Consider the following 23,349-nt stretch of genomic DNA (forward strand, 5'->3'; position numbering starts at 1 on the left):
GCTCTACGCTTCCGTCCCATGGCGAAGGCGAAGACGGCCAAGGCGGCCTACCGGTGCTCGGAGTGCGGCTGGCAGACGTCCAAATGGGTGGGGCGCTGCGGCGAGTGCCAGACGTGGGGGACGGTCACCGAGGCGGCGTCCGCCACCCCCGCGCGGGTCGTGACCGCCGGGCCGGTCAGCGCGCCCGCCCGCCCGATCGGGCAGGTGGACGTCCGGTCCGCGAAGACCCGCCCCACCGGCCTGGACGAACTCGACCGGGTGCTCGGCGGCGGCATCGTGCCCGGCGCCGTCCTGCTGCTCGCGGGCGAGCCGGGCATCGGCAAGTCGACGCTGCTGCTGGAGGTCGCCGCGCTCGCCTCCACCGGCCCCGAGGGCAACGGCGACACCCGCGCCAAGAACGTCCTGTACGTGACGGGCGAGGAGTCGGCCGAGCAGGTGCGGCTGCGCGCCGACCGGGTCGGGGCGATCACCGACCGGCTCTACCTCGCCGCCGAGACCGAGCTGTCGGCGATCCTCGGGCACATCGACGCCGTCGAGCCCACGCTGCTCGTCGTCGACTCCATCCAGACGATCGGGACGTCCGAGGTCGACGGCGCGCCCGGCGGCGTCACCCAGATCCGCGAGGTCGCCGCCAACCTGATCAGGGTCGCCAAGGAGCACGGCATCACCGTCGTCCTCGTCGGCCACGTCACCAAGGAGGGCGCGATCGCCGGGCCGCGCCTGCTGGAGCACCTCGTCGACGTCGTCCTGTACTTCGAGGGCGACCGGCACTCCCGGCTCCGCATGATCCGCGCCGTGAAGAACCGCTACGGGCCGACCGACGAACTCGGCTGCTTCGACCTCTCCGAGGTCGGCATCGTCGGGCTGCCCGACCCGAGCGGCCTGTTCCTCACCCGCCGCGACGAGGCCGTCCCCGGCACCTGCGTCACCGTCACGCTGGAGGGCCGCCGCCCCCTCGTCGCCGAGGTGCAGTCGCTCGTCGCGAAGTCGCACCTGCCCGCGCCGCGCCGCGCCACGTCCGGCCTCGACACCTCCCGCGTCGCGATGGTCCTCGCCGTCCTCGCGCAGCGCTGCAAGATCTCCATGCACGAGCAGGACGTGTACGTCTCCACGGTCGGCGGGGTACGGCTCAACGAGACGTCCGTCGACCTCGCCCTCGCACTCGCCGTCGCGGGCTCCACCGTCGAGCAGGCCCTGTCCACCAGCCTGATCGCGCTCGGCGAGGTCGGCCTCGCCGGGGAGGTCCGCGTCGTGCCCGGCGTCCAGCGGCGGCTCGCCGAGGCCGCCCGGCTCGGGTTCAAGCACGCCGTCGTCCCGCGCGGCTCCCTCGAACTCGCCGACGGGTCCCCGCTCAAGCGCGCCGACCCGCAGCTCAGCAGCTACGAGGGCATGAAGGTGATGGAGGTCGACAGCCTGAAACAGGCGCTCCAGGTCGCGTTTACGGCCCCGTGAAACGGGTCACGCCAGAGTATTACTCCACACAACGCACGCTTGCGACCTGGGGAGGAACCAGTGCGCGGCCCTCCTCGGTAAACTGACGCCGTCCAGCGACCTCCGGGGGTCAGGTGCCATCACACGACAAGGGTCATGACGAACGACGCCGCGCCACCTTGGCAGCGGTGGCCCCGGGCACCCAGATCCGCGACGGACTGGAGCGAATCCTCCGGGGCCACACCGGCGGCCTGATCGTGCTCGGCTACGACAAGGCGGTCGAGGAGCTGTGCACGGGCGGCTTCGAGCTCGACGTCGAGTTCTCCGCGACCCGCCTGCGCGAACTCGCCAAGATGGACGGCGCCATCGTCCTCGACGACAGCCACAGCCGCATCGTCCGCGCCGCCGTCCACCTCGTGCCCGACTCGACCATCCCGACCGAGGAGTCCGGGACGCGGCACCGCACCGCCGAGCGCGTCGCCCGCCAGACCGGCCTGCCCGTCATCTCCGTCAGCCAGTCGATGCACATCATCGCGCTGTACCTCGACGGCATCCGCTACGTCCTCGAAGACTCGGCGGCCATCCTGTCCAAGGCCAACCAGGCCCTGGCGACGCTCGAACGCTACAAGCTGCGGCTCGACGAGGTGTCCGGCACGCTCTCCGCCCTCGAGATCGAGGACCTCGTCACCGTCCGCGACGTCAGCGCCGTCGTGCAGCGCCTGGAGATGGTGCGCCGCATCGCCGACGAGATCGAGGGCTACGTCGTCGAACTCGGCACCGACGGCCGGCTGCTGTCCCTCCAGCTCGACGAGCTGGTCTCCGGCGTCGACGCCGACCGGGAGCTGATCGTCCGCGACTACCCGTCCGACGACACCCGCGCCCGCGGCGTCGGGGCCATCCTGTCGTCCCTCGACACCCTGTCCGCCAACGAGCTCCTCGACCTGTCCACGGTCGCCGAGGTGATGGGCTTCGCCGGCCCGGACGCCCTCGACCTGCCCGTCAGCCCCAAGGGCTTCCGCCTGCTCGCCAAGGTCCCCCGGCTGCCCGGCATGGTCGTCGAGCGCCTCGTCGAGCACTTCGGCGGCCTGCAGAAGCTCCTCGCCGCCAGCATCGACGACCTCCAGGCCGTCGGCGGCGTCGGCGAGTCCCGCGCCCGCAGCGTCCGCGAGGGCCTGTCCCGCCTCGCCGAATCCTCCATCCTGGAACGCTACGTCTGACCCGCGCGCCTCAGCGCAGCCGGAAGATCTGCTTCTCGACCTTCGCGCCCTTCAACTGGGCCACGTAGGTGCCGGGACGTGCGCTGACCTTGCCCTTGCAGCCCCGGGTGCGGTCCCACGTGACGTTGTCGACGAACGGGATGCCGCGGCGGAGCGTCTCCTTCGGGGCGGCGCCTCGCCGGCAGCCGGCGGACGACCAGATGCGATCCGAGCCCGACGTGATGCGGACGTCCAGCCCACCCGTGTCGAACTTGCAGGAACCCTGGCCGGTGTTGACGACCGTGACCCTGAACTCGGGCCGCGCGGAGCCGCTGTAGGTGCTCTGCAAGGCGGACATGTTGATGACCAGGTCATCGTCGTCGCAGGGGCCGCCGTCCTTCTCGGGGTCCGGTTCCGGCGTGGTCGTCGTGGTGACCGTGACCGTCGGCATCGCGGTGGGCGGGGGCGGCGGGCTCGCGCTCTCCGCCGCGCCCGCGTTCCGGACCTGCTCGCTCCCGCCCGTCCCGGCGCACGCCCAGGCCAGCAGGCCGACCGCGCCCAGAACGGCGGCCAACGCCACCGCCCGACGCCGCCAGTACTGGTCCAACCCAGAACCACCCGAGTGACGCCCAGTATTCGGAAACATACGGGCAGTATGCATTCGCAGGACCGGAACGAGGGGACGACCCGCCGCGTGCCACAATGGCGGCGCGCCATGAACCTGAACTCCGTCTACACCGCCCCGATCCTCGCCTGGTACGAGGCGAACGCCCGGGACCTCCCGTGGCGGGCCCCGGACGCGACCCCGTGGGGCGTCCTGGTCAGCGAGATCATGCTCCAGCAGACCCCGGTGTCGCGCGTCCTGCCCGTCTGGGACGCCTGGATGGCCCGCTGGCCCACCCCCGCCGCGCTGGCCGCCGCACCGTCCGGGGAGGCCGTCCGGGCGTGGGGGCGGCTCGGCTACCCGCGCCGGGCCCTGCGCCTCCACGAGTCCGCCCGCGCGATCACCGAACGCCACGGCGGCGAGGTGCCGTCCTCCCACGCCGACCTGCTGGCACTGCCCGGCATCGGCGCGTACACGGCCGCGGCCGTCGCCAGCTTCGCGTTCCGGCAGCGGCACGCCGTCCTCGACACCAACGTCCGGCGTGTCCTGGCCCGGCTGCTCTCCGGCACCGAGTACCCGCCGAAGTCGCAGACCAGGGCGGAGGTCGAGCTGGCGGAGAGCCTCCTGCCGCCCGACGCGCCGACCGCCGCCCGCTGGGCCGTCGCCGCCATGGAACTCGGCGCGCTCGTCTGCACCGCCCGCACGCCCCGCTGCGTCGACTGCCCGGTGCTCGACAAGTGCGCCTGGCACGCGGCCGGACGCCCCGCCTACGACGGCCCGCCGCGCCGGGGCCAGACGTACGCCGGCACCGACCGCCAATGCCGCGGCCGCATCCTCGCCGTCCTGCGGGACGCCGAGGGCCCGGTCGAGAAGCCGGCCCTCGACATCGTCTGGTCGGACGCCGTCCAACGCGAACGCGCCCTGGACGCCCTCATCGCCGACGGCCTGGTCGACCCCCTGGATGACGGCCGCTACGCCCTGCCCCACTGAGCGTCAGGGCAGCCGGATCCCGGCCCGCTCCGCCTGCAGTTCGGACCGGACGAGTTCGAGCAGCCGCCCCGCCCAGTTGCGGCCTGCCCCGCCGCGCGTGTTCCAGTGGTCGGAATCCGTCCCGCTGTAGGCCAGCGGCGCATCACCGGTACCGACCAGAATCTCCGCGAGATCCGGATGCTGCGCGTACTTGGCGCGCAGGAGACCGGCCATCACCGCCGTCCGCGCCTGCGCCCACCCTTGGACGCGCGGCGCCTCCTCAGCGGCTTTCCGGGCACCATAACCGCGCTCAGCCGCACAAATCAGCTCGCGAGCACCAGCATCGTCGGTGGAAAGTGCCCAGTATGCGTGCTCAACAGACGGATAAACAACACCGCCGACCTCGATCGGGCGCGGGTAATCGTTCTGGAGCGCAGTAATTCCAGCGTCTTCGGGGGACCCCTTCGGATACACGCGCCCGCCGAAGTGCAACGTCCCCGCCACCGGTTCCACCGGGTCGTCCGCCGGCCGCCTGGCCGCATACTCCGCGCGATCACGATCCCTTCTGGCAAAATACTCCAGCGCCCATTCTCGCTTGGCCTCGGTGACCTCGTCATCACTGAACCACCCGCCTACCGGCGGCTCACCGATATCGGTGCAAAGGTAGACCAGCGGCCGATCCTTGTTGTCCATGTCCCCCAGCGAGTAGTGCCGCTTGTGCGCGGGGATCGCCAGGTAAGCCTCCCGCAACGCCAGCCGATCGGCCTCGTCACGCGACTCCAGATACCGGTCCAGCACGGCCAGGCACCGGCCGGTGGAGTCGGGACGTCCGTTCAGCCGCTCGATGTCGTCCGCCACCTCGCCCAGCAGCATCTCCGCCGTGAGACCGAACATCGGCTCGGCGGCCTTCCAGCGCCCCAGCTCGAACGCGCTGATCTCGCCGCCCTCGGGAACCTCCGTCACCACCCAGCCGGAGTCGAGCTTCTCCCGCAGTCCGTCCAGATCAACCCAGTCCCAACAGTTGATCGCGCCGTCCGCGAACACGAGCAGGTCGGTCAGGTGATACGACATGTTGTGGATGAAAACGGGCCGCGCAACACCATCGATGCGCCGCCCGTCCTCAACCCGATAGATCCGCTGCACCTCGAGAACTCCTCAACTACAAGCTGAGCCCGAGCACCACCAACAAGGGCGAACACCCGAAACAAAAAGACCGACCCCACGAGCCGGACCACGTTTAGGCCCCGCCCACCACGGTCAACAACAATGGCCGACCAACACTCACTTCGAAGCCACTAAAGCTCCAAGCACGGCACACGATCGGCCACTCAAGTCAACGTGCCAGGACTCTACGACGCACCGTCAGCCGTGCGCTGGAGCCTGACTTGGCGTTCCGTTTCGACGAATCCGAGTGATCGGTAGATCCGAATCGCCTCGCCCTCCGGATCTGCGACGATCACGAGCGTCCGTGCTCCCTTGGACATGGCCTCCACCCCGACGAAGTGGACAAGTGCCGAGGCCAGACCTCGTCGCCGAAACTCGGGATGGGTCTCGACATGCTGGTACCGGGCGAGCCCTCGGCCATCGAGGACGACACCCAACCCCGCGCGCATCTCGCCGTCCACGAACGCGCCGAACCAGGTGGCGTCGCCCACCGCGCACATGCGCCGTTCCTCAGCGAGTTTCGCCATCACGAACGCCGCGTTCTCCTCCGACGGCTCCGACTCGTCGCACGCATGCCGCAGCTGTTCCGCCTGCTTCCAGTCGTCATCGATCAGCGGACGCAGGACCGCTTGTTCCACCGATCCCGGGGCTCGAAGCGAGGAGGCCGTAAGGACCGCATCGGTCTCGACACCGATCCCGAGCCGCTCCCAGTCCGGGCGATGGCCTGCCTCACCCTCGGTCCCGTCCACACCGATCGCCAGGTGAGACGCCTCCGGGAACTCCGCAGCGAAGATCTCGGGAGCGTCCGTGAGCGCGTCGGGAGCGACGAGCACGAAGTTGCCCCACCAGAAATTCGGGTTAGCGGGCGTCCGCACCACCTGGTGGGACGGGTGATCAACGATGACGGAGCCGGCCAACCGGCGGATCAACAGATCCGTGCGAAAAGCAAGAGATCGGACCTTCACCTCGCAAGCCTAGCCACGAACCAACCACCCCAACGAACCATTTGCACCAGACTGGAAGCTCCAAAGATCAACCGGCTCACCTGCGCACCTGCGCAAGGACCGGACGTCCCGGCCTCCCCGCCACCCCACGGATAATCGTTGGTCAGCTCGCCGTGGGGGGCCGTAGCGTACCGCCGTGCGCGATCTGCTGAGCCTTCCCAAAGCACACCTCCACGTCCACCTGGAGAGCACCGTCCGGTGGGGGACGCTCCGGGAGATCGGCGCGGCCAACGGCGTGGACGTCCCCGACCAGACAGCGGCGCTCGGCGACTTCACCTCCTTCTTCGCGCAGAACGATCTCGTCCGCGCCTGCCTGCGGCGCCCCGCCGACTTCCGGCGGATCGCCTACGAGTTCTGCGCGGACGAATCCGCACAGGGCGTCCGGTACGCGGAGGTCTCGTTCACGGCCGCCGGACACGGCGAGCGGCTCGGTGACCTGGCCATGCCCCTCCAGGCCGTCCTGGAGGGCCTGGAGGCCGGGGAGGACGCATTCGGAATCGAGTGCCGCCTCATCCTCGACCACTCCCGGCGCCGCTCCGTCGAGCGCGCCTGGCGGACGCTCGACCTCGCCCGGCGCCACGACCGCGTGGTCGCCATCGGCCTGGCGGGCGACGAGGCGCACCCGGGAGACCCGTTCACCGAGGTGTTCGCCGCCGCCCACGACGCCGGGCTGCACGTCGTCCACCACGCCGGCGAGGGAGAGGGCCCCGCCAGCATCCGCCAGGCCCTCGGCCCCGGCCGCGCAGAACGCCTAGGCCACGGCATCCGGATCCTGGACGACCCCGATCTCGTGGCCGAGGTCAGGGAACGCGGAATCCCCCTCGAAGTGTGCCCGACCTCCAACGTCGCCCTGGGCTTCGCCCCATCCCTGGAGGAGCACCCGCTCCCCCGCCTCCGAGACGCGGGCCTGATCGTCACACTCAACACCGACGTCCCCGCCCTGATCGACACCTCCCTGACCACCGAGTACACCCACGTCCGCGACACATTCGCCTACAACGACCACGCCCTAGCCGCCCTGGCCAAAGCAGCCGTAGACGCATCCTTCGCCTCACCCACCACCAAAACCGACCTCCACCAGGCCATCACCACCTGGCTAACAACCCCCTAACCCACCCCCTCCCAACACCCGCACCCCCGCGGGGAGGCCACCGCCCTGCGGGAGGCCAGCGCCCTGCGGGAGGCCAGCGCCCTGCGGGAGGCCAGCGCCCTGCGGGAGGCCAGCGCCCTGCGGGGGGGGAAGCCACCGGTGCGTGGCGGGCGATGACCCGACTAGGCCCTGTCTCGTAGAGGCACTCACTCCAACAAGCCGCGGAACGCGACCATCCACGCACGGACCTGTCCATGCCAGCGCCGACTCGCCGCCCGTTAACCCACCACCCGCCGAGCCGCGCTACCTGTTGGCGCACCGGCCGCCGCCCCGCTTCAGAGCACGACACGCCATGGCCTCCCGGCCCCGCCGTCCAAAGGCCCCGTCCCAGCAGGCCCTGGCTCGCCGCCCGCTGTCCACCTCTCGGCAGGCGCGAGGGCGGCACCGGTTGACCTGCCGTTCTCGCACCACATGCCCGGCATCGTCTGCCCACGGTCGGCTGATCTGGGGTCATGTGGTGGCTGGACGGCTGGTGGGTCGACGCCTTGGGCCGTCGTCAGGGGGTGTGGTTTGGACGGTGCGGGGAGTGCTCGGTCGGGACCGGGTGGAGGGGGCCGGTGCGGATTTCGCGGAGGAAAGGGTCGGTGTCGTCCGCCCACTGGGTGCGAGTGCGGACGACCGGGTGGACGGGGATGCCGAGCCTGGCGGCGGTCTCCTGGGCCGCGTCGAATGCGGCGTCCGGCTGAAGGTCGCCGATCACCAGTACTTCTACGTCACCGGACTGCTCACCGGCCGGGTGCTCGTATCGCTCGGCCCAAGCGCCGAACAGGTAGAGCTCCCGGACGGGTGAGAGCTTGCCGAACTCCTCCGCCACCACCGCCGCCGGCCCGAACGTCAGCATGAGGAGGTGGGCGAGCGGCTGGTAGAGGGGGCTGGTCGTGTCGCGCGTCACGAGTCGTCCGGCCATGGTGCGGCGGAGGGTGAGGATGCCCGCCCGCGCCAGGCGTTCCACCTCGCGCATCACGGACGCGAGGTCGGTGCGGAGCATCACCGCGAGGTCGAGCATCGACATTTCGCGGACCGGCCCCAGCAGCAGGCGCGCGAGCAGTTCGCCCTGCAGCCGAGACCGGAAGATCGGGAGACGGTCCGGCGCTCGTGCCCGCACGTCGCGCCGGAACGCCTCCGCCATGCGCGCCTCGGCGGTCGGCGCCTGCGCTCGCCGCCGCCGGAACTCCGCCGCCGCCCCGACCATATTCGATCGCATGTTCGAACACTATGCCTCGCCTCCGACATCTCCGGGCGTCCACTGGAATCGTCCGGGACGGCGGGAGCGCCGGGAGGTGGAACCGGATTCTGTGGACAGCCGGTGGACGAGCAGCGACCGAGACCGGGGACATGGGCCGGGTGTCGGTGTTCGTCCGCGCCTGCGGCTTCTCGTCATGCGGCCGCCGGTGTGGGGCCGGAGGCCGTCCGAGGCGGTGGGCGCGTTCTCAGGCGGGTACCGGTGGGGCTTCGGGCTCTGGGAGGAAGAGGCAGAACGGGTGGCCGACCGGGTCCAGGAAGACGCGGACGTCGTCCTCGGGCTGGAAGTCCGCCAGGAGGGCACCGGCGGCCTTCGCGCGCTCGCAGGCCGCCTCCAGATCATCGACCTCGAAATCGAGATGGGCCATGATCTGCTGGCTGCCGTCGGCGGCCGGCCAGGTGGGAGCCCGGTAGATCGGCTCCGTCTGGAAGGACAGGCCAGTGCCTCCGCCGGGCGGGCGCAGTTTCACCCAGTCCGCGTGCTCCTGGACGACCGTCCAGCCCAGGAGGCGCTGGTAGAAGCCGGCCAATGCGTGGGGGTCCGGGGCGTCCAGGACGGGGGCGGACAAGGCTATGCCTGGGGAGGGGCTCACGACTGCTCCTGCATGTCTCGGATCTGCCGGCTAGGCGGGTACTTCTTCCCGCGCGGCCTCCGTACATGCGGCCGTTGACAGACTGCATGCGGAAGGGCCCGCAGCCGGATGGTTCCGGCTACGGGCCCCTGCGCGTTGGGCTATGCGATTGTGGGTCAGTCCTTGTTGAAGTTGACCGCGCCTTCGATGGGGGGCGGGCTGTCGGGGACGCCGGTGGGCTTGGGCACGCCCTTGAAGGTGAACTTGGCGTTGTCGGCCGTGTCGGGGTTGTCGGGGTCGAAGCCCTCGGTGCCCACGATCACGATCTGGCCGGGCTTGAGCTCGCTGTAGAGGATCTTCTCCGACAGCGTGTCCTCGATCTCCCGCTGGATCGTGCGGCGCAGCGGCCGCGCCCCCAGCACCGGGTCATAGCCGCGGAGGGCGAGCAGGTCCTTGGCCTCCTGCCGCAGCTCGATGCCCATGTCGCGGTCGCGGAGCCGCTCGTCGACCTTGGCGATCATCAGATCCACGATCTGGATGATCTCCTTCGGGGTGAGCTGGTGGAACACCACGGTGTCATCGACACGGTTGAGGAACTCGGGCCGGAAGTGCTGCTTGAGCTCCTCCGACACCTTGGCCTTCATCCGCTCGTACGAGCCCTGCTCGTCGTTCTGCCGCGCGAACCCCATCGACACGCCCTTGGAGATGTCCTTGGACCCCAGGTTCGTGGTCATGATGATCACGGTGTTCTTGAAGTCCACCACACGCCCCTGGGCGTCGGTGAGACGACCGTCCTCCAGGATCTGCAGCAGGCTGTTGAAGATGTCCTGGTGCGCCTTCTCGATCTCATCGAACAGCACCACCGAGAACGGCTTGCGCCGCACCTTCTCGGTGAGCTGGCCGCCCTCCTCGTACCCGACGTAGCCGGGCGGGGACCCGAACAGCCGCGAGACCGTGTGCTTCTCCATGAACTCCGACATGTCCAGCTGGATCAGCGCGTCCTCGTCCCCGAACAGGAACTCCGCCAGCGTCTTGGACAGCTCGGTCTTCCCGACGCCCGACGGGCCGGCGAAGATGAACGAGCCGCCGGGACGCTTGGGGTCCTTCAGCCCGGCGCGGGTGCGGCGGATCGACTGCGACAGCGCCCTTATCGCGTCCTCCTGGCCGATGACGCGCTTGTGGAGCTCGTCCTCCATGCGCAGCAGCCGGGTCGACTCCTCCTCGGTCAGCTTGAACACCGGGATCCCGGTCGCGGTGGCCAGCACCTCGGCGATCAGCTCGTCGGTGACCTCGGCGACCACGTCCATGTCGCCGGCCTTCCACTCCTTCTCCCGCTGCGCCTTCTGCCCCAGCAACTGCTTCTCGCTATCGCGCAGCGCCGCGGCCTTCTCGAAGTCCTGCGCGTCGATCGCCGACTCCTTGTCCCGGCGGACATCGGCGATCTTCTCGTCGTACTCGCGCAGGTCCGGCGGCGCCGTCATCCGCCGGATCCGCATCCGGGAGCCGGCCTCGTCGATCAGGTCGATGGCCTTGTCGGGCAGGAACCGGTCACTGATGTACCGGTCGGCCAGCTGCGCCGCCGCCACCAGAGCACTGTCGGTGATCGACACCCGGTGGTGCGCCTCGTACCGGTCCCGCAGCCCCTTGAGGATCTCGATCGTGTGCGACAGCGACGGCTCGGCCACCTGGATCGGCTGGAACCGCCGCTCCAGCGCCGCGTCCTTCTCCAGGTGCTTGCGGTACTCATCCAGCGTCGTGGCGCCGATGGTCTGCAGCTCACCCCGCGCCAGCATCGGCTTCAGGATGCTCGCGGCGTCGATCGCGCCCTCGGCCGCTCCCGCACCCACCAGCGTGTGGAGCTCGTCGATGAACAGGATGATGTCGCCCCGGGTGCGGATCTCCTTCAGCACCTTCTTCAGGCGCTCCTCGAAATCACCCCGGTAGCGGGATCCCGCGACCAGCGCACCCAGGTCCAGGGTGTAGAGCTGCTTGTCCTTCAGCGTCTCGGGGACCTCGCCCTTGACGATCTTCTGCGCCAGGCCCTCGACCACGGCGGTCTTACCGACGCCGGGCTCACCCACCAGGACCGGGTTGTTCTTGGTACGGCGGGACAACACCTGCATGACCCGCTCGATCTCCTTGTCCCGGCCGATCACCGGGTCAAGCTTCCCCTCACGCGCAGCCTGCGTCAGGTTCCGACCGAACTGGTCCAGCACGAGGGAGGTGGAGGGGGCCGACTCCGAGGGGCCGCCGGACGCGGCGGGCTCCTTGCCCTGGTAGCCGTGCAGCAACTGGATGACCTGCTGACGCACCCGGTTCAGATCGGCGCCCAGCTTCACCAGCACCTGGGCGGCCACGCCCTCGCCCTCACGGATCAGGCCAAGGAGGATGTGCTCGGTGCCGATGTAGTTGTGGCCGAGCTGCAGCGCCTCACGCAGCGACAGCTCCAGCACCTTCTTGGCACGCGGAGTGAACGGAATGTGCCCCGACGGCGCCTGCTGACCCTGGCCGATGATCTCCTCGACCTGCTGCCGCACCGCCTCAAGACTGATACCCAGGCTCTCCAGAGCCTTCGCGGCGACACCCTCACCCTCGTGGATCAGGCCAAGGAGGATGTGCTCGGTACCGATGTAGTTGTGGTTGAGCATCCTGGCCTCCTCCTGAGCCAGGACGACAACACGCCGCGCGCGGTCGGTGAACCTCTCGAACATCTCGTCGCTCCTCACAGAGCGGTTGGGCAGAGTCCGGAACGTCCGGAACTGTCCTTCCGCATGCTAGCCCGCCCCGAGGAGGCCGCCCGGTGCACTCCCACCAGGAGACGTTCCCCAGCTAAGCGCTGTTCAGTCTCATCCAACTACCGCATCGGTGCGTCATGTTCCCGCTACGCCGCAAGCGAACGGGGGCTTTCCGCAGGTCGATCGGGGCGCGGGGCGAACCTCCCGAATGGGGCCGGAGTTCCGCCCGCGCCGCCTCTGTACCGCGCGGTGTCCGGGCCGAACCCCATTACGGCTACGCCACAAGCGAACGACTCCGCGGAAGCGAACGGCCCGCCTCGCTAACGGAGACGGGCCGCGGCGGGCGAGCGGCTCAGTTGGCCGCCTCGTACTGCTCGATCACGTGGGCCGGGATGCGTCCGCGCTCATTGACCTTGATGCCATTGTTCTTGGCCCAGGCGCGGATCTCGGCGCTGCGTTCCCGGCTGGACGCGCCGCGTTGCCGGCGGCGGCGCGAGACCGTGCCCGCCTTGCGGGACTTCTCCACGAACGGCTGCAGCGATTCCCGCAGCTTCGTTGCGTTGGCGCCACTCAGGTCGATCTCGTAGGAGGCGCCGTCGATCGAGAACGCTACGGTCTCGTCCGCCTCGCCACCGTCGAGGTCGTCGACGAGAAGCACCTGAACCTTCTGTGCCATGGGGACAGACCTTTCGGCTGGAGCAAACTTCAATCGGTTGACAAAGATATACCGAGAACTCCGCGGATGACAATTCCAGCACTCCCGATGAACCGGCACTGGGATCGAAGTCCCCTTCCGCCGGTGACCGCGCGTAATCGGCCTCGTCGTTTCCGGAGCGTCGGCGGGACGCACGAGGACCGGTGACGGCCCGGCATCCCCTAATTTGCGGGCACCGGGACGCGGGCCGAGGTTTTCGCGGCGTGACCAGTGTCACTGCGGACCACGCTGACCTGGGCGGGCGCGCACGCTTTGGCCCGGGTTTGCACGGCTCGGGGTTCGGGGTTTGCGGGAGCTCCGGCTTTCGGACGCGGGAGCCGCTCCGGACGGAAAGTCCCTGATCGGACCTTAACAGGCGGTGCACTCCGGCACCGCCGCCAACGATTAACGCTGACGTAACGGCGCTAACCGGCCCGCCCGCCGCGAATCATCGAGCGCCCCGCCGTCCGGCCCGGGGGCGGGAGCCCGCCGGGGACCAGGGACGACGCCGGACGGCCGCGGGAGAACGCCTGAAGCCGCACGGAACCGCGTATGGGCGCACAAGGGACCGGTATGCGGACGGGTATGCGCGGGAGATCAGCCGGCAACGGAATGCACAGATCATCGCCCTGACCCGGGGATGTGGAGAGATAACCGGGTCGGGAGCCGGGCCGAAAATCGGTTCCGGCGGGGTGTGAGCGGAAGTCGCCGAGCGTGATCCCCGGCGAACCGCGCCGCGCATGGTTCAGCCAGGGAAATCAGGTGATTGTGGCACAATCCGACCGCCCGTTGTCTACTTCAACAACCGCCCGGCCGGGATCCCCGGGGCGAACGCCGCCCTGTCCGCCCCACGGCGCGCATGGGCCCGGGAAAGTCCGTTCCGGGTGAGACCCTGTCCCATCCAGAGTAAGTCCAGTACCGCTAAGAAGCGACACCGCAGGCGGCACGGCAAGGGGCGGCCGAAGGGGCATTCAATCCGGAGGCGGCATCCGGGACGAGACAGATCCCCGCTCGATTCAGGGCCGTAACCGGAACGAGCTGGGATTGACCCGGCCAAGCCCGTGCGTCCGAAACAGACCCGGCCATCTCTCCGCAAAAGCATGTAGAAGGCAGCGAATACCCTCGTGCTGCGATGCATCCGGACGCGTAACCAGGGATCAAGGCGCCGGGAGCGTGCCCGTACGCGCGCGAGTGGCCCTCAGAAGGCCGGGGAATCGGGCGTCCCGCGCTTTACCACTAGCGTCCCCGCGAGCCTGTCATGGACGGCCTGGCGGCGAGTCCCCTCGAAGATGACACCGGCGTTCACGACCCAGAAGACGCTCGCCAGCACACCGGCCACGGGAATCGGGCGGATCGCGATCGGCAGCGAATAAACCGCCGCCCGGAGAACGCACTGCAGAACGCCGGGCCGGGCGCCGGCCTCCACCCGCTCAGGGAGCCCCTCGGCGGCCGTCTCCGCGCTAGTGGCCTCCGGCGCGCCCACGGGAGCGGGCTCGGGCGAGGGAGGGGCTGAGACGTCCTCGGGCGTCCCTGCCTCCGCGGGCACGGCGGGCTTCGCGGCGGGTACGAACCCCGGCACGGACGCCGGGAGGAAGCTCACTCCGCCGTTGGCCGTAGCACCCGACTCCGCCGCACCCTGGGCGTCGCCAACGCCCCCTGCGGCCTCTTGGCCCGCCCTGGCGCCCGATAGGGCGGATGTTCCCTCCGGCAGGGCGGTGACGACCTCTATGCCCGCGAAGCGCTTGCCGAGCGTCCGGCCCCAGAGGGCGAGCTGGACCGCCTCATACAGCAGCATGCACCCCGCCACGGCGGGCGGGGCGACGACGTCCACCATGTGCCCGGACACCAGTTCGCGGACGACGACGATGACGGGCACACCGACGATGAGCGTGTCGACCACACGCGCGAGCAGGCGCTGCCCCGGGTCGGCGAGGAAAACCGCCATCGCGGACTTACTCCGCGTACTCGGTGTACTGGTCGTCGCCGTACTCCTCGTACGTGCCTCGCTCGTCGATGACCAGCGTGCCGGCGAAACGGTCGTGCAGCGCCTGGTGCAGAGGCTGGTCCCAGATCGCCCACAGGTAGGCCATCAGACCGCCCACCCAGACAAGCGCCATCCCGTACGCGGCGTACTCCCACACCATCACCGCGAGGACCAGGAAGAAGAAGACACCGACCTGGTAGCCGACGTGGACGATCCCAGCGCGCCAGATCGCCTGCGTCGTGCTCATCGGCTCGCCCGCAGGACGGGCCTGCACGATGCCCAGGCCCAGGATCCGCTTGCCCAGCGTCCGCCCCCACATGGACAGCTGGACGGCCTCGTAGAGGAACGGCAGCACGGACATGACGAAGAACAGGGTGAAGATGATGGGCCAGTTCCAGATGCCGCCCTCTTCCTCGTCGTTGCCGCCTTCACCGCCCAGGCCGAACGCGGCGACCGTCACGGGCAGGATGAGCGCGAACCCGAAGACGGCGACGAGGGCGTTGTCGATGACCCTGGCGCCGGCCCTGCGGTGAATGGGCGCCAGTTCCATCTCGCTGCCGTGGGAGCCGCCGTAGGAGCCGTGGGGGTCGCCATAGGAGCCTTGGGAGTCGCCGTACTGGTCGTAGGACGGCTCGTAGGAGCGCCCCCAGTCCTGCTGAGGTTGCTGGGGCTGCTGCCACTGCTGCTGTGGCTGCTGCTGGTGCTGTGGCTGCTGCTGCCACTGGGGACCTTGGTACGGGGGCGGGGGACCGTAGGCACCCTGGCCCTGCGGCGGTTGGTAACGCCGTCCGCGGTGGGGGGAATCGCTCATTTGGGGCAGTCCTCCAGGCGAAGCAACATCCGGGTGTTGCCCAACGTATTCGGCTTGACCCGGTCGAGGTCCAAGAACTCTGCCACGCCTTCGTCGTAAGAGCGGAGAAGCTCCTCATACACCTCAGGCGACACCGGTGTACCGAGGATCTGCTCGAAGCCGTGGCGCGCGAAGAAGTCCACCTCGAAGGTAAGGCAGAACACCCTCCGCACGCCGAGTTCACGCGCCGTCTCCAGCAGCCGGGCGACGATGCGGTGGCCGATGCCGCGTCCGCCGTACCCCTTGTCCACCGCGACGGAGCGGACCTCCGCGAGGTCCTCCCACATGACGTGCAGGGCCCCGCAGGCCACGACGCGCCCAGGCGTCCCTCGCTGGACGTCCTCGGCGATCCAGAACTCCTGGACGTCCTCGTACAGCTTGACCGTCGACTTCTTCAGCAGGCGTCGCCCCGACCCGGCGTACAGATCGACCAGCCTGCGGATCTCCTGAACATCGGCGGTACGGGCACGCCGGATCACGACCTCCACAAACAGGCGAGATTATCGAACACCGGACCTTGCCGAACGTCGGCGTGCGCATACGCGTGGTGAGCACAGCAGAAGGGTGACTAGATAAAAGCGACTAGATAGGCCGCTCGGGCCTCTGGAAAGTGACCCAGAACACATCGCTCAGCGCCCCCGGAGGCCGCCGGTGGAAGCGCGCCCCGCCCGTCCGACCTGCGACTTCTCAGGATCTGGTTGGCATCCAATCCGCATTCCGTTAGTGTCCATCGCTGACATCGGCCACCCGCAGAACGGAGGCCGAACCGCCGAGTCCACGGGCCGCGAACCAGCGCCCCGGGGAGCCGGGGACCCACTTTCGGAGCGTTTCCGGGGATTGCCCCGAAGCAGCGGCCGGCAGGGGTGAATCCGCAGCGCCGCGGCCTGGCCCGCGCACGCTCGCGGACGGGCTGCTCCGGCCCCAACCCGTCAGCTAACCCGGTAGGCGGTCGAGGAGAGGAGAACTCGTGCAGCACTCGCGGTCTGCTTCCCTTCGACGCTTCCGCGGCCGCGCGGTCACCGTGGCCGGCGCGCTCGTCGCGCTGACGGCCGCTCCGCACACCGTCGCCGTCGCGCACGCCGATCCCGAGCCGTCCACCAAAGAACTCCGCTCCCAGGCCTTCAAGCTCGCCGACCAGCTGGAGCAGCTCACCGAGCAGTACAACGGCCTGAAGGTGAAGCTCGCGCAGTCCAAGCGCGCCGCCGAGGTCGCCACCGAGAACGCCGAGCGGCAGGAGAAGTCGCTCCAGGCGATCCGGCAGAAGGTCGGCACCCTCGCCGCGACCAGCTACATGCAGGGCGGCTCCGATCCGACGGTCTCGTTCGTCGCCTCCCAGGACCCGCAGGCCGTCCTCGACCAGGCCGCCACCCTCAACTACTTCGCCAAGCGCGACAGCACCAAGGTGCTCGGCCTCATGCAGGCGATGCAGGCCGCCCAGCGCGCCCGCAAGTCCGCCGAATCGCGCGCCGCGCAGGTCAAGCAGCTGCGGACCCAGCTCGACGCGCAGCGCAAGAAGGTCACCGACGCCTACGAGAAGGTCCGCGGCACGATCGTCAAGCGGGACCCGTCCCAGCTCGCGAAGCTCCCCGTCATCGGCACCGGCAAGGCCGCGCAGGCGCTGCGGTACGCGATGGGCAAGCTCGGCCGCCCGTACGTCTGGGGCGCCTCCGGGCCGAGCACCTTCGACTGCTCCGGCCTGACGATGTGGGCCTACAAGCAGGTCGGCATCAACCTGCCGCACTACACCGGCAGCCAGTGGAACGCCGGCACCCACGTGTCCCGCAGCCAGCTCCAGCCGGGCGACCTCGTGTTCTTCTACGCCGACCTGCACCACATGGGGATGTACATCGGGGGCGGCAAGATGATCCACGCGCCGCACACCGGCGACGTCGTGAAGATCGCCTCCATGGACGGGCGGCCCTTCGCGGGCGGCGTCCGCGTCGCCTGACCCGGCCCACGCTCGGTCCGGGACGCCTGGCTCCCGCCACCGAAGCGCGTGCGCTCGCGAGCACGGGTGTGCGCAAGGCTGAGTGGGTGTGCGCCTACTCCGCGAATGTGCGCATGACTGCGGAGGTGCGCATGACTATGGGATCCATGGGGGGTTGAACGCCGTCCGCGGCGACGCCACCTGCAGGGACCTACCTGCCAGGGCGCCGGCGCCGCCGCTGCGGGGTCGGACGGAGTTCGGTTCGCCGCCTGGATCTCTCGGTGACGCTCGCCCGTCCCCTGGCGAGCGTCGGGGGGTGAAGCCGGCTAGATGAGCTGCCTCCGGGCCGCCCACACCACGGCCTCGATAGGAGTGTTGACCTCCAGCCGGTCGCAGATCGTCCGCAACCGGCGCCGCAAGGTCCGTGCGCTCAGCTCCAGCTTGCGTGCCGCCACATCGGCGGTGACACCGCTCGCGATCTGGGCGAGCAGCCGGATCTCCTCCTCGCTCAGCCCGAAATCGTCGGTGCCACGACGTGCGAGTGTGGCTGTTTCCACTCCGTCCTCCCTCGTCCGTGGTGATGACCGCGGGGATGCAGCCGTCCGCTGCACAGGCACGGGTTGGGCCTCGATCTGTACGCGCGTTGGGTTGCCGGGTCCGGAGCCCTCCGGACTTAGATCATCGGGTTCCTTTGCTGTCTCACGAGCTTGGCCGGAGGTGGCCGCCTGGCCGATTGCGGGGTCGTACGGGGGAACTCCGGGTGACGATTCACTCGTTGGTCGTCCGAGGGAGACGGGATGAGATCGCCAGCCATCCGCATCCGGCCCTCCTCGTCGGACTCGCCGCGTCTTGCCGCTGAGCAAGATCGTGAATCGTTTCAAGCTACGCTTCGGCTCGGAACGCTAGGCGGCCGGATCCGGCCCGTCAAGCGCTGCCCAAATGCGGTATGCGTCCGATCGGCGACGTTCCGTAGTCGCTCGATTCGCTCTGTACCGCGCATAACTCCACTACCTGGGGAAACACTCCTGGGTCGGGACGAGGAGCGAGTTGCCACAGACCAGTATTCGTGAGGTCGCGAGGCGGGCTGGAGTCTCAGTTGGGACCGTTTCGAATGTCCTAAACCGGCCAGACCTCGTGGCCGAAGCTACCCGTGACCGCGTCCGCGCGGCGATCGAGGAGCTCGGATTCGTGCGGAACGAGTCCGCGCGCCGGCTCCGGCGGCGCCCCGAGCGCACCGCGGGCGAGTTCGGCGACCAGCCGCGGCGCGCCTTCGGCATCGTCGTCGAGGACCTCGCCAACCCGTACGCGTCCGATGTCGCGCGCGGCGCCGAGGCGGCCCTCAACGAGGCGGGCCACGACGCCCTCTGGCTCTCCAGCGACCACTCGTCCGCCAAGGAGCGCCGTTCGCTGGAGCTCCTGGAGGAGCAGCAGGCCGCCGGGGTCCTGATCATCCCCGTCGGAGGGAACCCCGGCGACATCTCCCGGCTGCGCGCCGCCGGCATGAGCGTCGTGGTGATCGACCGCGACTCGGCCGACGCGTGCTCGGCCCGGGTCGACCATTTCGCGGGTGGGGAGATCGCCGCCGCGCGGCTGCTCGGCATCGGCCGCGAGCGGATCGTGTTCGTGACCGGCGTCCCGGAACCGCTGCCCTGCGTCGACCGCCGCGACGGCGCCGCCCGCACGCTCATTGAGGCGGGTCTCGGCGAGCCCATCACGCTCGTCCAGGACGCCCTTAGCCCCACCGAGGGCCAGGCCGCCGCCCACGAGGTCATGGCCCTGTCCCCGCGGCCGGACGGCGTGTTCTGCGCCAACGACCTGCTGGCCATCGGGCTGATCAACGAGCTGACCCGGCTCGGCGTCCGCGTCCCTGACGACATCGCCGTCATCGGCTATGACGACATCGAGCTGGCCGCGAGCGCCGCCGTCCCGCTGACCACGATCCGGCAGCCGCGCCGCGAGCTGGGCTGGGAGGCCGCCGAACTGGCGCTGGCGGAGATCGGCGAGGGCAAGTCGCACCAGCACCGGCAGGTCGTCCAGCGCCCCGAACTGGTGATCCGCGAAAGCGCCTGACCACCATGGGCCAGGGGCAATGAGGCCCCGGCCCGCCACCGTCACCGCGTGCGGGATGGCCCCTGCGGCCCGCCGGATTAGCCCCCGAGACGGGGCGGAGCACGCGAAAGCGATCAACCCCGACCTTCAGGGCGACAAGCCCGGCGCGCGCGGCGCCCGGAGCACTATTGACATGTCGTCTGATCTCCGGGTGACTGGGGATATGGAGGACAGGACAGCCCAGGTCGTGGAGGCCGAGGCCGCGGCGGTGCTCGGTTTCGATCCAGGGGATCCGGCGTTCCGGGCCGACCCGTACGCGCACTACCGGCGCCTTGCGGCCGGTGGGCGCCGCCTGCACCGCACCGAGGTCGGCCTGCGCGTCACCACGTCCTATGACCTGTGCGAGCAGGTCCTGCGCGACCCCCGGTTCGGGCACCGGCCGGAGGGCGGCGGGCTGTGGCGCGAGTCGCGGGTCCGGAACCGGTCGTTCCTCACCCTGGACCCGCCCGACCACACCCGGCTCCGGCGGCTGGTGAGCAAGGCGTTCACCCCGCGGCTCGTCGAGCGGCTGCGGCCGCGGGTCGAGGCGCTGGTCGACGAGCTGCTGGACGGCGTGTCCGGCGAGGTCGACCTGATCGCGACGCTCGCGTACCCGCTCCCCGTCATCGTGATCAGCGAGATGCTCGGCGTCCCTCCGCGGGACCGCGACCTGTTCAAGGGCTGGTCCGACAGCCTCGCCCGCGGCCTCGACCCCGACTTCCTCCTGCCGGAGGACGAGATCGCCCAGCGCGAGACGGCCCGCGAGGAGTTCGCCGCGTATTTCCGGGATCTCGCCGCCGAGCGGCGCGCCCGCCCGCAGGACGACCTCCTGAGCGCCCTCGTGAGCGTCTCGGACGGCGGCGACGTCCTGTCGGAGGAGGAACTCCTTGCGACGTGCGTACTGCTGCTCGTGGCGGGCCATGAGACGACCGTGAACCTCATAGGGAACGGCGCCTTGGCGCTGCTGCGCGATCCAGCGCAGCTGGAGCTGTTCAGGGCGCGGCCTGAGAACGTCCAAGCGGCCGTGGAGGAGCTCCTCCGCTACGACCCGCCCGTCCAGCTCACGCTCAGGGCGGCCCTAGAGGACGTCGAGCTGGACGGTACGCCCGTAGAACGCGGAAGGCTCGTCCTACTACTGACCGGTGCCGCCAACCGCGACCCGGCCGTTTTCGACGATCCCGACCGTCTCGACCTCACCCGCTACACCGAAGGCCGGGACACGCCACGTCACTTGTCGTTCGGGCACGGCATCCACTTCTGCCTGGGCGCTCCACTGGCCCGGCTTGAGGGCCAGGTCGCGCTGAAGAAGCTCTTCGAGCGCGACGTGGCCCTCGCCGGAACCGATCCCGCGGGCGGCGGCCTCGTCTACCGGGACAACCTCGTCCTGCGGGGCCTGCGCGACCTGCCGGTCACTATTCGGGCTTGACCAGCGGGAACAGGATCGTGTCCCGGATGCCCTTGCCGGTGAACGCCATGATCATCCGGTCGATGCCGGCGCCCATCCCGCCCGTGGGCGGCATCGCGTACTCCAGGGCGCGCAGGAAGTCCTCGTCCAGCTGCATGGCCTCCGGGTCGCCGCCCGCGGCGAGCAGCGACTGCTCGGTGAGCCGGCGGCGCTGCTCGACCGGGTCGACCAGCTCGGAGTAGGCGGTGCCGAGCTCCGTCCCGAAGCCGATGAGGTCCCACTTCTCGGTGAGCAGCGGCTCCTCGCGGTGCTGGCGGGTCAGCGGGGACGTCTCGACCGGGTAGTCCATGACGAACGTGGGCTGGACGAGCGTGTGCTCGATCAGCTCCTCGAAGACCTCCTGGACGAGCCTGCCCTGCCCCCACTTCGGGTCCCACGAGATGCCGCGGGCGTCGGCGAGCTTGCGGACGTCCTCGATCGGCGTGTGCGGCGTGATCTCCTCGCCGAGCGCCTCCGACACCGACCCGTACAGCGTGATGCGCGGCCACTCCGGCAGCCCGAGGTCGATCTCCACCCCGTCATGGACGACCACCGTGGTGCCCAGGGCCGCGACGACGGCCTTCTGGTACATCCGCTGGGTCAGGTCGGCCATGTCGTTGTAGTCGAGGTACGTGCCGTAGGCCTCCAGCATCGTGAACTCCGGGTTGTGCGTGGAGTCCGCGCCCTCGTTCCGGAAGTTCCGGTTGATCTCGAAGACCTTCTCGATGCCGCCGACGACGAGCCGCTTCAGGTACAGCTCGATCGCGATGCGCAGGTAGAGGTCCATGTCGTACGCGTTGATGTGCGTCTTGAACGGACGTGCCGCCGCGCCGCCGTGGATGGGCTGCAGCATGGGCGTCTCGACCTCGAGGTAGCCCTCCTCGTGCCAGAAGTCGCGCACCGCGCGCACGGTCGCGCTGCGGATCCGCGCCATCTTGCGCGCCTCGTCGTTGACGATGAGGTCGACGTAGCGCTGCCTGACCCGCGCCTCGGGGTCGGTCAGCCCGGCGTGCTTCTCCGGCAGGGGGCGCAGGCACTTCGACGTGATCGCGAACCGGTCGGCCATGACCGACAGCTCGCCGCGGCGGGACGTGATGACCTCGCCCTCGACGCCGATGTGGTCGCCGAGGTCGACCTCGCGCTTCCAGAAGTCGAGCTGCTCCTGGCCGACGTTGGCCAGCGACAGCATGACCTGGAGGTCGCCGCCGCCGTCCCGGATCGTGGCGAAGCACAGCTTGCCCGTGTTGCGGATGAGCATGACGCGACCGGTGACGCCGACCTTCTCACCCGTCTCGGTGCCCGGCTCCAGGTCCGGGTGTTTCGCCCGGATCTCGGCGATGGTCGCCGTGCGGGGGAAGGTCACCGGGTAGGGGTCGATCCCGCTCTCGCGGAGCCGGTCGAGCTTCTCCCGGCGCACGCGCATCTGCTCCGGGAGCTCGTCGAAGGTCTCGTCACTCACGTCCCAAGGCTATCCAGCCCGCCGGACGCGCCGCGAACGACTTCGCCCCCTACGGGGTGTTGCGCTCGTAGATGAGGCGCAGCCCGATGAGCGTCAGCCACGGCTCGAAGACGTCGATGCTGCGCGATTCCTCCAGCACGAGCGGCGCGAGGCCGCCGGTGGCGATGACCGTCACCTCGTCGGGGTCTTCGGCCAGCTCGTCCGACATGCGCTCGACGATGCCGTCCACCTGGCCGGCGAAGCCGAAGATTATCCCCGACTGCAGCGCCTCGACCGTGTTCTTCGCGATCACGTTGCGCGGCCGGACCAGCTCGATCTTGTGCAGCTGCGCGCCGCGCGACGACAGCGCGTCTATCGAGATCTCTATGCCCGGGGCGATCGCGCCGCCGACGTACTCGCCCTTCGCGGACACGGCGTCGAACGTGGTCGCGGTGCCGAAGTCGACCACGATCGCGGGCCCGCCGTGCGTGTGGACGGCGGCGAGCGCGTTCACGATGCGGTCGGCGCCGACCTCCTTGGGGTTGTCCATGCGGACCGGGACGCCCGTCTTGACGCCCGGCTCCACGATCACCGCGGACACGTCGCCGTAGTAGCGGCGGCACATCTCCCGCATCTCGTGCAGGACGGACGGGACCGTGGAGCACAGCGCGATGCCGCTGATGTCGGTCTCCGCCAGCAGGGGGCTCTGCTGAACGAGGCCCTGCAGGACCACCGCGATCTCGTCGGCGGTGCGCCGCGGATCGGTGTTGATCCTCCAGTGCTCGATCACCTCGTCGCCCTCGAACAGGCCGAGGACGGTCTGGGTGTTACCGACGTCGATGGTGAGCAGCATCAGG

20 protein-coding genes and 1 riboswitch are annotated in these 23,349 nt (G+C 69.7%); of the genes, 7 read left to right on the plus strand and 13 right to left on the minus strand.

Translation table 11 applies throughout. The features are described 5' to 3' along the window. Positions 1-18 precede the first annotated feature (18 nt). Entirely contained in the window at positions 19-1,452 is a 1,434-nt protein-coding gene (gene radA, locus ACGFI1_RS22460; protein WP_392732762.1) for a DNA repair protein RadA, read from the plus strand. Positions 1,453-1,565: 113 nt separating this feature from the next. Next, a complete protein-coding gene (disA, locus tag ACGFI1_RS22465; RefSeq protein ID WP_386874626.1) occupies positions 1,566-2,648 on the plus strand; it encodes a DNA integrity scanning diadenylate cyclase DisA in 1,083 nt (360 codons plus the stop codon). Between the two features lie 10 nt (positions 2,649-2,658). On the opposite strand, the gene ACGFI1_RS22470 is transcribed toward disA, so the two are convergent. Next, a complete protein-coding gene (locus ACGFI1_RS22470; RefSeq protein WP_392787549.1) occupies positions 2,659-3,207 on the minus strand; it encodes a hypothetical protein in 549 nt (182 codons plus the stop codon). 135 nt (positions 3,208-3,342) lie between these two features. Here ACGFI1_RS22470 and ACGFI1_RS22475 point away from each other — a divergent pair, with 135 nt between their 5' ends. Further along, a complete protein-coding gene (locus ACGFI1_RS22475) occupies positions 3,343-4,221 on the plus strand; it encodes an A/G-specific adenine glycosylase (RefSeq protein WP_387075374.1) in 879 nt (292 codons plus the stop codon). A gap of 3 nt (positions 4,222-4,224) precedes the next feature. Here the strand turns inward: ACGFI1_RS22475 and ACGFI1_RS22480 are convergent, their stop codons facing one another. Then, the gene (locus tag ACGFI1_RS22480) at positions 4,225-5,343 is read right to left on the minus strand and encodes an NADAR family protein (RefSeq protein WP_392787487.1); all 1,119 of its coding nucleotides are present in this window, start codon (positions 5,341-5,343) and stop codon (positions 4,225-4,227) included. Positions 5,344-5,549: 206 nt separating this feature from the next. Further along, complete coding sequence (locus ACGFI1_RS22485; RefSeq protein WP_392787490.1) at positions 5,550-6,329, minus strand: GNAT family N-acetyltransferase; 780 nt, start codon at positions 6,327-6,329, stop codon at positions 5,550-5,552. Between the two features lie 175 nt (positions 6,330-6,504). On the opposite strand from ACGFI1_RS22485, the gene add reads away from it, so the two are divergent. Next, positions 6,505-7,479 (plus strand): adenosine deaminase, encoded by a 975-nt coding sequence (add, locus tag ACGFI1_RS22490; protein WP_392787492.1) that lies wholly within the window; start codon positions 6,505-6,507, stop codon positions 7,477-7,479. A gap of 535 nt (positions 7,480-8,014) precedes the next feature. On the opposite strand, the gene ACGFI1_RS22495 is transcribed toward add, so the two are convergent. The 7 genes from ACGFI1_RS22495 to ACGFI1_RS22525 all read right to left on the minus strand — a co-directional run bounded on the left by ACGFI1_RS22495 (position 8,015) and on the right by ACGFI1_RS22525 (position 16,083). Continuing rightward, complete coding sequence (locus tag ACGFI1_RS22495) at positions 8,015-8,722, minus strand: hypothetical protein (RefSeq protein ID WP_392787495.1); 708 nt, start codon at positions 8,720-8,722, stop codon at positions 8,015-8,017. A 226-nt stretch (positions 8,723-8,948) separates the two neighbouring features. After that, a complete protein-coding gene (locus ACGFI1_RS22500) occupies positions 8,949-9,353 on the minus strand; it encodes a VOC family protein (RefSeq protein ID WP_392787498.1) in 405 nt (134 codons plus the stop codon). A gap of 155 nt (positions 9,354-9,508) precedes the next feature. Beyond that, the gene (locus ACGFI1_RS22505; RefSeq protein ID WP_392787500.1) at positions 9,509-12,043 is read right to left on the minus strand and encodes an ATP-dependent Clp protease ATP-binding subunit; all 2,535 of its coding nucleotides are present in this window, start codon (positions 12,041-12,043) and stop codon (positions 9,509-9,511) included. Positions 12,044-12,419: 376 nt separating this feature from the next. Further along, positions 12,420-12,743, minus strand: a complete 324-nt coding sequence (locus ACGFI1_RS22510) for a histone-like nucleoid-structuring protein Lsr2 (RefSeq protein ID WP_067629101.1) — start codon at positions 12,741-12,743, stop codon at positions 12,420-12,422. A 1,216-nt stretch (positions 12,744-13,959) separates the two neighbouring features. Further along, positions 13,960-14,706, minus strand: coding sequence for an RDD family protein (locus tag ACGFI1_RS22515; protein ID WP_392787502.1), 747 nt, complete (start codon positions 14,704-14,706; stop codon positions 13,960-13,962). A gap of 7 nt (positions 14,707-14,713) precedes the next feature. Then, complete coding sequence (locus ACGFI1_RS22520; protein WP_387078142.1) at positions 14,714-15,556, minus strand: RDD family protein; 843 nt, start codon at positions 15,554-15,556, stop codon at positions 14,714-14,716. Next, positions 15,553-16,083 (minus strand): amino-acid N-acetyltransferase, encoded by a 531-nt coding sequence (locus ACGFI1_RS22525; protein ID WP_392744357.1) that lies wholly within the window; start codon positions 16,081-16,083, stop codon positions 15,553-15,555. Before ACGFI1_RS22525 ends, ACGFI1_RS22520 begins: the two co-directional genes overlap by 4 nt. Before the next feature lie 269 nt (positions 16,084-16,352). Then, positions 16,353-16,559, plus strand: a riboswitch (cyclic di-AMP (ydaO/yuaA leader). A 3-nt stretch (positions 16,560-16,562) separates the two neighbouring features. Here ACGFI1_RS22525 and ACGFI1_RS22530 point away from each other — a divergent pair. Beyond that, positions 16,563-17,543, plus strand: a complete 981-nt coding sequence (locus ACGFI1_RS22530) for a C40 family peptidase (protein WP_240808371.1) — start codon at positions 16,563-16,565, stop codon at positions 17,541-17,543. Positions 17,544-17,848: 305 nt separating this feature from the next. On the opposite strand, the gene ACGFI1_RS22535 is transcribed toward ACGFI1_RS22530, so the two are convergent. Beyond that, a complete protein-coding gene (locus ACGFI1_RS22535; RefSeq protein WP_021591725.1) occupies positions 17,849-18,079 on the minus strand; it encodes a LuxR C-terminal-related transcriptional regulator in 231 nt (76 codons plus the stop codon). Positions 18,080-18,569: 490 nt separating this feature from the next. On the opposite strand from ACGFI1_RS22535, the gene ACGFI1_RS22540 reads away from it, so the two are divergent. Further along, positions 18,570-19,592 (plus strand): LacI family DNA-binding transcriptional regulator, encoded by a 1,023-nt coding sequence (locus tag ACGFI1_RS22540; protein ID WP_387078148.1) that lies wholly within the window; start codon positions 18,570-18,572, stop codon positions 19,590-19,592. Between the two features lie 202 nt (positions 19,593-19,794). Beyond that, on the plus strand, positions 19,795-21,036 hold the full coding sequence (locus tag ACGFI1_RS22545) for a cytochrome P450 (protein WP_392787506.1): 1,242 nt from the start codon (positions 19,795-19,797) through the stop codon (positions 21,034-21,036). Here ACGFI1_RS22545 and lysX read toward each other — a convergent pair. After that, entirely contained in the window at positions 21,023-22,477 is a 1,455-nt protein-coding gene (lysX, locus tag ACGFI1_RS22550; RefSeq protein WP_392744467.1) for a bifunctional lysylphosphatidylglycerol synthetase/lysine--tRNA ligase LysX, read from the minus strand. The two genes, ACGFI1_RS22545 and lysX, sit on opposite strands and share 14 nt — an antisense overlap. An 85-nt stretch (positions 22,478-22,562) precedes the next feature. Beyond that, complete coding sequence (locus ACGFI1_RS22555) at positions 22,563-23,345, minus strand: type III pantothenate kinase (protein WP_138640185.1); 783 nt, start codon at positions 23,343-23,345, stop codon at positions 22,563-22,565. Between the last annotated feature and the right edge of the window lie 4 nt (positions 23,346-23,349).

This window comes from Actinomadura geliboluensis, from assembly GCF_043197915.1.
Taxonomy (GTDB): Bacteria; Actinomycetota; Actinomycetes; order Streptosporangiales; family Streptosporangiaceae; genus Spirillospora; species Spirillospora geliboluensis.

Coding starts and splice junctions, on each gene's coding strand:
- radA (WP_392732762.1), top strand. CDS start 19: ATGGCGAAGGCGAAGACGGCCAAGGCGGCCTACCGGTGCTCGGAGTGC.
- ACGFI1_RS22475 (WP_387075374.1), top strand. CDS start 3,343: ATGAACCTGAACTCCGTCTACACCGCCCCGATCCTCGCCTGGTACGAG.
- ACGFI1_RS22495 (WP_392787495.1), bottom strand. CDS start 8,722: ATGCGATCGAATATGGTCGGGGCGGCGGCGGAGTTCCGGCGGCGGCGA.
- ACGFI1_RS22505 (WP_392787500.1), bottom strand. CDS start 12,043: ATGTTCGAGAGGTTCACCGACCGCGCGCGGCGTGTTGTCGTCCTGGCT.
- ACGFI1_RS22510 (WP_067629101.1), bottom strand. CDS start 12,743: ATGGCACAGAAGGTTCAGGTGCTTCTCGTCGACGACCTCGACGGTGGC.
- ACGFI1_RS22515 (WP_392787502.1), bottom strand. CDS start 14,706: ATGGCGGTTTTCCTCGCCGACCCGGGGCAGCGCCTGCTCGCGCGTGTG.
- ACGFI1_RS22520 (WP_387078142.1), bottom strand. CDS start 15,556: ATGAGCGATTCCCCCCACCGCGGACGGCGTTACCAACCGCCGCAGGGC.
- ACGFI1_RS22545 (WP_392787506.1), top strand. CDS start 19,795: ATGGAGGACAGGACAGCCCAGGTCGTGGAGGCCGAGGCCGCGGCGGTG.
- lysX (WP_392744467.1), bottom strand. CDS start 22,477: ATGCGCGTGCGCCGGGAGAAGCTCGACCGGCTCCGCGAGAGCGGGATC.
- ACGFI1_RS22555 (WP_138640185.1), bottom strand. CDS start 23,345: ATGCTGCTCACCATCGACGTCGGTAACACCCAGACCGTCCTCGGCCTG.